At 74.7% G+C, this 8349-nt stretch carries 8 protein-coding genes; 4 read left to right on the top strand and 4 right to left on the bottom strand.

The genetic code is table 11. The features are described from left to right. Nucleotides 1–29 precede the first annotated feature (29 nt). On the bottom strand, nt 30–926 hold the full coding sequence (locus EES42_RS20925) for a hypothetical protein (RefSeq protein WP_124720162.1): 897 nt from the start codon (nt 924–926) through the stop codon (nt 30–32). 162 nt (nt 927–1088) lie between these two features. On the opposite strand from EES42_RS20925, the gene EES42_RS20920 reads away from it, so the two are divergent. Next, entirely contained in the window at nt 1089–1496 is a 408-nt protein-coding gene (locus EES42_RS20920) for a hypothetical protein (RefSeq protein WP_346775405.1), read from the top strand. A 54-nt stretch (nt 1497–1550) separates the two neighbouring features. Here EES42_RS20920 and EES42_RS20915 read toward each other — a convergent pair whose 3' ends face one another. Both EES42_RS20915 and EES42_RS20910 read right to left on the bottom strand, forming a co-directional pair. Continuing rightward, a complete protein-coding gene (locus EES42_RS20915; protein WP_124719770.1) occupies nt 1551–2192 on the bottom strand; it encodes a hypothetical protein in 642 nt (213 codons plus the stop codon). Continuing rightward, nucleotides 2189–2554, bottom strand: coding sequence for a hypothetical protein (locus EES42_RS20910; protein WP_124719769.1), 366 nt, complete (start codon nt 2552–2554; stop codon nt 2189–2191). Before EES42_RS20910 ends, EES42_RS20915 begins: the two co-directional genes overlap by 4 nt. A gap of 325 nt (nt 2555–2879) precedes the next feature. On the opposite strand from EES42_RS20910, the gene EES42_RS47300 reads away from it, so the two are divergent. The 3 genes from EES42_RS47300 to EES42_RS20895 are packed head-to-tail and all read left to right on the top strand — an operon-like array spanning nt 2880 to nt 7913. Beyond that, nucleotides 2880–6575 carry a CHAT domain-containing protein gene (locus tag EES42_RS47300; protein WP_124719768.1) on the top strand — a complete coding sequence of 1232 codons (3696 nt, stop codon included), beginning with the start codon at nt 2880–2882 and terminating at the stop codon, nt 6573–6575. Nucleotides 6576–6591: 16 nt separating this feature from the next. Further along, nucleotides 6592–7254 (top strand): hypothetical protein, encoded by a 663-nt coding sequence (locus EES42_RS20900; RefSeq protein ID WP_124719767.1) that lies wholly within the window; start codon nt 6592–6594, stop codon nt 7252–7254. After that, on the top strand, nt 7254–7913 hold the full coding sequence (locus tag EES42_RS20895) for an RES family NAD+ phosphorylase (RefSeq protein WP_241196492.1): 660 nt from the start codon (nt 7254–7256) through the stop codon (nt 7911–7913). Before EES42_RS20900 ends, EES42_RS20895 begins: the two co-directional genes overlap by 1 nt. An 86-nt stretch (nt 7914–7999) precedes the next feature. Here EES42_RS20895 and EES42_RS20890 read toward each other — a convergent pair. Further along, a partial coding sequence (locus tag EES42_RS20890) for an FHA domain-containing protein (protein WP_164495280.1) occupies nt 8000–8349 on the bottom strand: 350 nt, incomplete at its 5' end.

Below are 8349 nucleotides of genomic sequence, written 5' to 3'. Positions count from 1 at the left end.
GCGCCCCGCGCCCGCCCCCGCGGACCGGGTCACCCCGTGCCCGGACCCGGCTTTCCCCGGGCCACCCGCAGCCGCACCAGCACCGCGCACAGCGCCACCGCCAGCCCCACGCCGAACACCGTCCACACCGTCGTGCGCAGGGAGCCGGTCAGCGCGTCGTACACCGCCGCCGCCCCCGCCGTCTCGCTGTCCGGCACCTCGGACAGCACCTGGTTCCGGGCGTACGCGAGCACCGCGCGCAGCACCAGCGCCCCCAGCGCGAAGCCGAGCCCGGTCACGGCGGTGGCGGAGAGGGCGGCGGGCCAGGAGCGTCTGCGCCCCGGTCCGCCGCCGCGCAGCCAGGCCACCGCCACGGCCAGGACGGCGACCACGAGCGTGGCCACGGCCGGCCAGATGCTGCCGGTGCGCAGCAGGCGGAAGGTCTGGCGCAGCTGGTCGGCGCGGTCGGCGGAGATGAGTGTGATGTCGGTGTGCTGGACCGGGATGCGATCGGCGAACGGCACCCCGTTCTCCTCCAGATTCCGTTTGACCTGCTCGGTCACGGGTGCCAGATCGATGGTCACGGCCTCGCCGGTGTTGCCGTCCAGAGCGGCGGTCACGGCCTTGTGGGCGGTGCGGTTGGCGGCGTTCCAGGCGTCCTGGAAGGCGTCGGTGGTGGTGAAGGAGAGCACCGCCTGGCGCAGGAAGTCCCGCACCGTGTCCTGGAGCGGTCCGGCGTCGATCTGCTTCATCGCCCCGTCGGTGATGAGGTCGGCGACGGTGCTCTGCACGTCGGGGTCGGAGGCGAGCGGGGCGACCGCCTCGACGTAACGGTCCGTGTTGTCGATCTCCAGATCCACCCAGGCGGACAGCGCGCCGACCGGCACCAGGACGGCGAGCAGCACCACCAGTACCGCCGAGAGACCTGCCGAGAGATGCGTCCGCACCATCCCAGGGAATCCCGCGGACGGGCGGCGCGCCCCGGGCCGTACGCCATCCGAGTTGCCGGGCGGCGCGGCCGGGTGTGCTCTGGAGGGAAAGGAGCCACGGAAGGAGAACCCCGCATGTCCACACACGCGGCAATGCCGGCTCGCGGACGGACCCGGCCGATGTCACACGCACGCGGTCACAGCGCGCTCTCCTGGGCGATCCCCGTCACGCTGGGTGCGGCGTACGGCCTCTACGCCTCGTTCATCCTCCGCAACAACGGCGCGACCGGCTTCCGGCAGTTCTGGTACGGCCTGATCACCGCGGTGGTGCTCGCCGCCCTGTGCTTCGTACTGGGCCGGAACCAGCACAGGATGCTGCCCCTGGTGCGGGCGGCGGCCTACGGCGCGCTGACCGCGGCGGCGATCGGCCTGCTGGTCGGGCTGACCGATTCGAGTGTGCTGAGGTCCTCGGCGCTCGGACTCGCGGTCGGCCTGGGGATGTTCATCACCACGTTCTACATCTACTACACGCACGAGGACATCCGCCCCCGCTCCAGCCCCCGCTCCAGCCCCCGCTCCCGTACCTGAACGCGGGCGGCACCCACCCGTGCGTGCCGTCGGCGACCGTCCCGCGCCCCGCCGTCAGCCGTTCGCCGGCGGCGGGGCGCAGGACGTCACCGGGTGTACCGCGGTGGCCCGGGTGAGGTCCGCCGTGACCCGGCCCGTGTCGGTCTTGAGCGTCATCCGTCCCTCTCGGGTGCGCAGCGGTTCCCCGCAGACCGTTCCGGCGGGGGTGGTGACCGAGACACGGGGGCCCTCCTTGGACGGCCCGTACCAGGTGATCCCCACGGCCGCGATGAGCAGCGCGGCGCAGCACAGGGTGAGCGGCACGCCCCGTGCGAGGGCCTGGGCGGCGCGCAGGGCCTCGGTGTGGTCCGCGGCGACGCCGTCGAACCGGAACGCGTCGGCGTCGCCCGCGGACACCGGACGGCCGTGGGCGGCGCGCAGCAGCGACAGGCCCCCCGCGCCGCCGCAGAGGAGCGCGAGGAGCAGCACGAGGCCGACGGTGACGGCGTACGGAGCGGCGAGCGAGCCGATGTCGCTGCGGCCCCGGAGCAGGCCGAATCCGACCAGCCCGGCCAGGAGCGCGGCGAGACCGTTGCGCCAGGCCAGCGCGGACTCCCGGACCCGGGGCAGTTCCCGGCGCAGCAGGGCGCGGTGATGGCGGGCCGCGAGCCGGTCGGCCGGGGTCCCGGCCGGTCCCGGTACGGCACGCCAGGTCATCTCCGCTCCCTCTCCAGCAGGATGTTCCAGTACGCCCCGCAGCCCTCCTCGTCGCCGGGCCGGCCCGGATGCTCGGTCGTGCAGACGCAGAGCACCGGCACCGGGACGACCCCCGGGCCGGCGCCCCCGGCCCGGCCCGCCCGCGGCGCAGCCCGGACGACCGAACGCGTCCAGGTGTAGACCGTCGTGCAGTGGCAGCGCGGGCAGGTGCCGGTCAGGACGGCTCCGTCCCCGGTGGGGTCGATGCGCAGGCCGGCGGTGTACGAGGCGGGGTAGCCGGGTTCCGTGACCTCCTCGTACGGGAGGGCGGAGGGGCGACCCGCGCGGGAAGGGTCCGTCGGGTTCCGGGCGGGCTCGGGCATGAGGCGTCTCCCGTGGGCGGGGCGGTGGACGGCGGTGGCTCGCGTCCGGGTTCCGATGCTGCCAGAGGGCCGGGCCGGGTTCCGGCGCGGCGGCTCCGGGGCGGGGCGCGGTCGGCGGTGCGCCGGTGCGAGGTCGCCGCACGGTGCCCGAATCACCGCTGGCCGGAAGGCTGTTGTCCGGATTCTGGTCGATTGTGGGACGTATTCCGGCGGCTGTCGCGAAACGGCCCTGGCGGCCGGCGTGCGTGGGCATCATGTCCGCAACAGGGCCCCGCGTGGGCCCGGGGCACCACGACTGCCCGAACGGGCGGCGGAGGGAGGGGTGTTGAGCGACACCGACGGCGCCGGGCCGAGGGAGCGGGCGGCCGACGCGATCCGCCGGACGGCGGGAGCGCGGGCACTGCCCGCGGCGGTCGCCGAGCCGGCCGGCCCGCAGGGAGCGGAACGGGACGCGCTGATCTCCGAACTCGCGGCTCTCATCGGAGAGTTCGAGAGCGGCATGCCGGACGATCCGCTGCGGCAGGCGATGACGGCCCGGCTCGGGACGCTGACCGGGGCGCGGTGGGCGGCCGACGGGGAGGAGGCCGACCGGCACGAGGCGATCCGCCTGCTGCGCGAGGCCCGCGCGTCCGGACTTCTCGCACCGGACGACCAGCTGGGGGCCGCGCGTGAACTCGTCACCCTGCTGCTGGGCCCGGCGGTACGAACCCCCCTGGGCGGCCCCGACCACGAGATCGGCCTGGACGGGCTCTCGCTGCTGATGCAGCTGGGCAGGCCCGAGAGGCTCGGCGGTGCCGGCATCATCGAGGCCGTTCCCGAGATCGGCCGGCTGGCGGAGGAGATCGGCGGGCAGACGGGCGGAATTCCGCCCGAGGCGCTCCGGGGGCTCTCGATGATGAGCGAGTACGCCGCGGTGGTGGACGGGGGCGACGCCCAGGGCCTGATGGCCATGTGCCAGGCGATGCTCGCCGGTGATCTCGGCCCGGCGGTGGCCTCCGGCCCGATGGGCTCGGTCCTGCGGACGATGGCCCCTCTGGCGCAGCACTACGCACAGCAGCTGTCGGACGGGGGCCCGGCGCCGGACGCGGCGGACGAGGGGGCAGCCGTGGTGTCCGGCCGTCCGGGAGCGGCACCCGGCCTGCCGTCCGGCCTGCCGGAGCTCTCCTCGGCCGTCTCCGCCCTGTCGGCACCGGAATCGGCCGACACGATCGACAACTGGCGCGACAGCCTGGCCCTGTTCATCGAGATGAACCGGCCGGGCGCGCTCTCCAAGCAGGAAATCGCCGAGCTGATGGGCAGGTTGGGCGACTCCGGGCAGGGGGCGGATCCCGGAGACCAGGTCATGGCCGCGTTCGGCGCGATGGGGCTCGGGATGCGCACCGGCAGTCCGGAGCACTTCCAGGAGTCGCTGCGGTTGATCCGCGAGGCCGTGGCGGCGTCCGGACCCGACGACACCCTGGCCTGGATGGCGAGGGGCATGCTGCCCGGCATCCTGATCGGCGCCATGATGACCGGCGGGAGCCTTCAGGACCTCCAGGAGGCGCGCGCCCTCCTGGACGAGTCCCTGCTTCCCGGCGGGGGGCTGGCCGCGAACATGCCCGACCTGCCGGGCTCGGCCGAACTGCTGATGGTGAGCCGGTGCCTCCAGATCCAGATGCGGGCGACCGAGGCGATCGAGGCCGGTGACGTGGAGACGCTCGAAGCGCACGTGGGAGACCTCCTCGACCTCGTGGACGACAGCGACGACGAGTGGTCGTTCCTCCCGCTCTTCGAACTGGGCGTGGTCCATCTCGCTCTCGCCTCGCTCACCGGCAGCGTCGACTCGCTGCGCAGCGCGGTGCACTACCAGGAGCAGGCACTGACGGGTCCGGGCGCACCGCAGAGCGTACAGCCGCTGCTCGACATGGGATGGGCACCGTTGCTGACCCTCAACTCCTACCTGGAGCCCTCCGTCGACCGCATCCAGGAAGGCATCCGGCGCACCCGGGCGACCCTGCGGGGCGTTCCCGTCATGGCCGACCAGCGGGTGCGGGCGCGGAGCGCGATCGGGCTGGCCCTCGACGCGGTGTACGGCCTGACCGGGGACCCGTCCGTCCTGGACGAGATGATCACTGAACTGGAGTGCACCGAGGAGGAGTTGGGGCAGGCGAGCGGGGCGTCGGCCGCCGCCGTGCACTGGCAGCTGGCCGACGCGTACGGGCGGCGGGCCGCCCACGAGGGGGCCGATCTGGCCAGGGCGGTCGAGTGCGCCCGGAATTCGCTGCGCACCACCGCCGACGACGTACTTCTCCAGCAGGGCGTCCAGCACGGCCTCCAGGTCGCCAGGACCGGTGCCAGCCGGGCGCTGGCCGCCGCCGGCTGGGCGGTCCACGCCGGGCGGCCCGAGGACGCGGTGGCCTGCCTGGAGGAGGGGCGGGCGCTGGTCCTCGGGGCGGCGGCCGTCTCGGCCACGGTCGCCGAACGGCTGGCGGAGCGCGGTGAGCACGAACTGGCCGGCCGGTGGCGCCGGGACGCTCCCCCGGCGGCCACCGCCCTCCGTGCGCGGGGCGGCCGGTCCGAGCTGGCGGAGTCCGTGCTGGGCACCTCGTTCGGCAGCCCGGAGCTGCCGAGCGCCCTGCGCCGCCGGGCTCTGGAACTGCTGCGCCCCGCCGACGGGGAGGACGCCCCCGCGCGGATTCCCGACGTGCCCGAGCTGATCGCTGCCGCCGGGCGCGCGGGGATCGACGCGCTGGTGTACCTCCTGCCGGGGCAGGGCGGCGGGGACGGCTCCGCCGTGCTGCTGGTCCCGGGGCAGCCGCTCCGGTCGCTGCCCCTGCCCGGCCTGTCGGCCGGCGGCCGGGCTCCGCTCGACGGCTATCTGGAGGCCGCCGCCCAGCACGCCACGGCCCGGCGGAGACAGCAGCGCTGGGAGGCCGCGCTGGACGCGCTCTGCGTCTGGGCGGGCGAGGCCGTGATGGCCCCGGTGTTCGACGAACTCGCCCTGTGGGAAAGGGGACTCGCGGAGTCCGGCCTGGCGGGCGGGCCCGCGTCCGGACCCGCGCCGCGACCGGTCCGGCTGACCCTGATCGCCTGCGGGAACCTCGGTGTGGTGCCCTGGCAGGCGGCCCTGCTCACGGTTCCCCCGGCACCCGCGCACGGACCGGCGCCGGACACCCGTCCCACCACGGTCCGGGCGTGTGAGCTGGCCGTCCTCTCGTACGCCGCGTCCGGACGGGAGTTCGCCCGCTCGGTCGGCCGGGACCGGCTGCCGGCCGACCGGGGACAGGCGCTGGTGTGCGTCCCCGGCTGGGACCTGGAGAGCGCCGAGGGCGAGGTGCTGGCCCTGGCCGACACCTACTACCCGGACGCCGCCCTGTACGGATCGCTGATGACCCGCGACCTGACCCCGGTACCGCCCGAGGGAACCCCGGACGAGGTGCTTGCGCTGCTGGGGGCGGGGCCCGGACGGAACACCGGGCCCGTCGCCCTCGTGCACCTGGCCTGCCACGGGATGGCGGGCTCCGACCCCACCGCCTCCGCGCTCGAACTCGGCTGGCCCGAGGGCGCGGAACCGGAGGCGGGCAGGCTCACGGTCACCACGCTGCTGGACACACCGCTGGACCGTACTGAGGGGACGGGCGGCCCCCTGGTCGTGCTCAGCGCCTGCGAGACGGACCTCAGCGCCCGTGACCACGACGAGGCGCTGACGCTGACCACGGCCCTCGCGCACCGGCTGGCCGCCGACGTGGTGGGCTCCCGCTGGGCCGTGCCGGACGTGGCCTCCTCGGTACTGATGACCGTCTTCCACGACCGCCTCGGCGCCGGGCTGGCCCCGCCGGACGCGTTGCGGGCCGCCCAGCGCTGGATGCTGGCGCCGCCCGGCCGACGCGACCCCGTACGCGGTCTGACGGCCGAACTCCGCCGTGCGGCCGACGAACTGGACCTGTCGGTGCCGTTCGCCTGGGCCGCCTTCATCCACCAGGGCAATCCGGGACCGTCCGGCCACGGCGGCGCTCCCGGCGGCAACCGGCCCGCCCCGTGAAAGGAGAAGCACGGAGATGACCCCTGACGCGTTCCTTTCCCTGCTCCGGACCCACTGGCCGATGACGCTCGCCGCCCTCGACGGTGACCGGCGCGCACGGCTGCGCGACGGTCTGAACGACCTCGCGGCGGCCGGCGACCGCAAGGCCGTCGAACGGGCCCTGCGCACCCTGCGGCTGCAACTGCGCTCCCTGCCCCCGGACCACCCGGTGGCCCGGGAGCTGAGCGGCACGGTCCGCTACGCGGACGCCCCGCCCGCCCCGACCGTCGACCGGGCACTGCTCGGCGAACTGCTCGACGTGTTCGCCGACCCTCCGCCCGGCCCCGCGGAACTGCTCCGGGCCGCCCATGAGCGGCTGTGGCGGACCCCGGCGCTGGGACCGGCGGAACTCGCCCCGGAAACCGCGGACGACCCCGCGGCCGCCGGTCTCATCAGACTGACCCACCCCGGATCCGGAGACCGGTATCCCCGGTTCCAGTTCGCCCCGGGCACGACCGAACCACTGCCGGTGGTACGTCGCATCAACCACATCCTGATGGCTGACAAGGACCCCTGGGGCGCCGCGGACTGGTGGCTGGGCGGCAACGGCCGACTGGCGGGCATCCCGGCCGAACTCCTCGGCGAGGTCGCCGACGAGGACCTCGCACGGGCCGCACTCGAACTGGTGGCGGGCTGCTGATGGACCGGATACCGCCCACCGGCGTCTCGATGCGGCCCCTGCTGCGGGTCCTGCCCGAAGGGACCGAGCTCTGGCGCTGTCACCAGAACGAGTTCGGCCCGGAGTCCTTCAACCCCAACCCCGCCCACCCCTACTTCGGCGGCAGCCGGTTCGACGCCACCGAGCAGGATCCCTACCCCTTCCTCTACGCCGCGCTCGACCCGGTCACCGCGCTCTGCGAAGTCCTGCTGCGCTCGGTCGACTTCGAGGACCGTACGGCCGTACGGCTGGTCCCGTGGGCACAGGCGTCCCGGTACACGCTCTCGGCGCTGCGCACCACCCGCGCGCTGTCGCTCGTCGAACTGTCCACGGCCGAGGGCCTGGCCGCCGTCTGGCAGGACTCCTGGCTGGTCGACTCCGAGGCCGGGGACTATCCGAAGACCCGCTACTGGGTCCGGCTGATGCGTGAGCACGCCTCCGGGGCGAACGGCCTGGTCTGGGAGTCGAAGCGGTGCCGGCCCAGGAGTGCTCTTCAGCTCTTCGGCGACCGTTGCGGGGAGAACCCGCTGGACACCGACCCGGACCGGAGCCTGCGGCTCGACTCCCCCGAGGGCGTGGCCGAGGCGAACCGGCTGCTCAACCCGCTCCGGGCCGTGATCTCGTCGCCGTGGCCGGAGTGACGCCCTGCCCGTACCGGCCGGAGTGACGCCCTGCCCGTGCGGGCAGGGAGTGACGCTCCGCCCGTACGGGCCGCCGGGGCGCCGGCTCAGCAGGGTCCGTCCCCCGTGACGCGAACGGTGCAGGCGACACGGTGGCCCAGCTGGAGGCGGTCACCGTGCCGCAACCGGTGCCGTTCACCGGGCAGGAGGTGAGCGCCGTTCACCCAGGTGCCGTTCACGGTTCCGTCGCTCTCCTCGGTGACCCAGACCGAGCCGTCCGGGTCGGCGGTCACACTGGCGTGCCGGCGGGACACGGTGGTCAGTTCCGCGAAGGCACCGGACGAGGCGGGGGCCCAGTCCGTGTCCCTGCCGAGCCTCAGTGGTTCCCCGGGACGGACGGGCAGCGACAGGGCCAGGGTGTCGAAGTGCAGCACCACCCGGGCGCCGGGCGGTGCTG

The organism is Streptomyces sp. ADI95-17 (assembly GCF_003846175.1).
Classification (GTDB): Bacteria; Actinomycetota; Actinomycetes; order Streptomycetales; family Streptomycetaceae; genus Streptomyces; species Streptomyces sanglieri.
The sequence above is the reverse complement of the archived record's forward strand: the minus strand, read 5'-3'. Positions and strand labels throughout refer to the sequence as shown.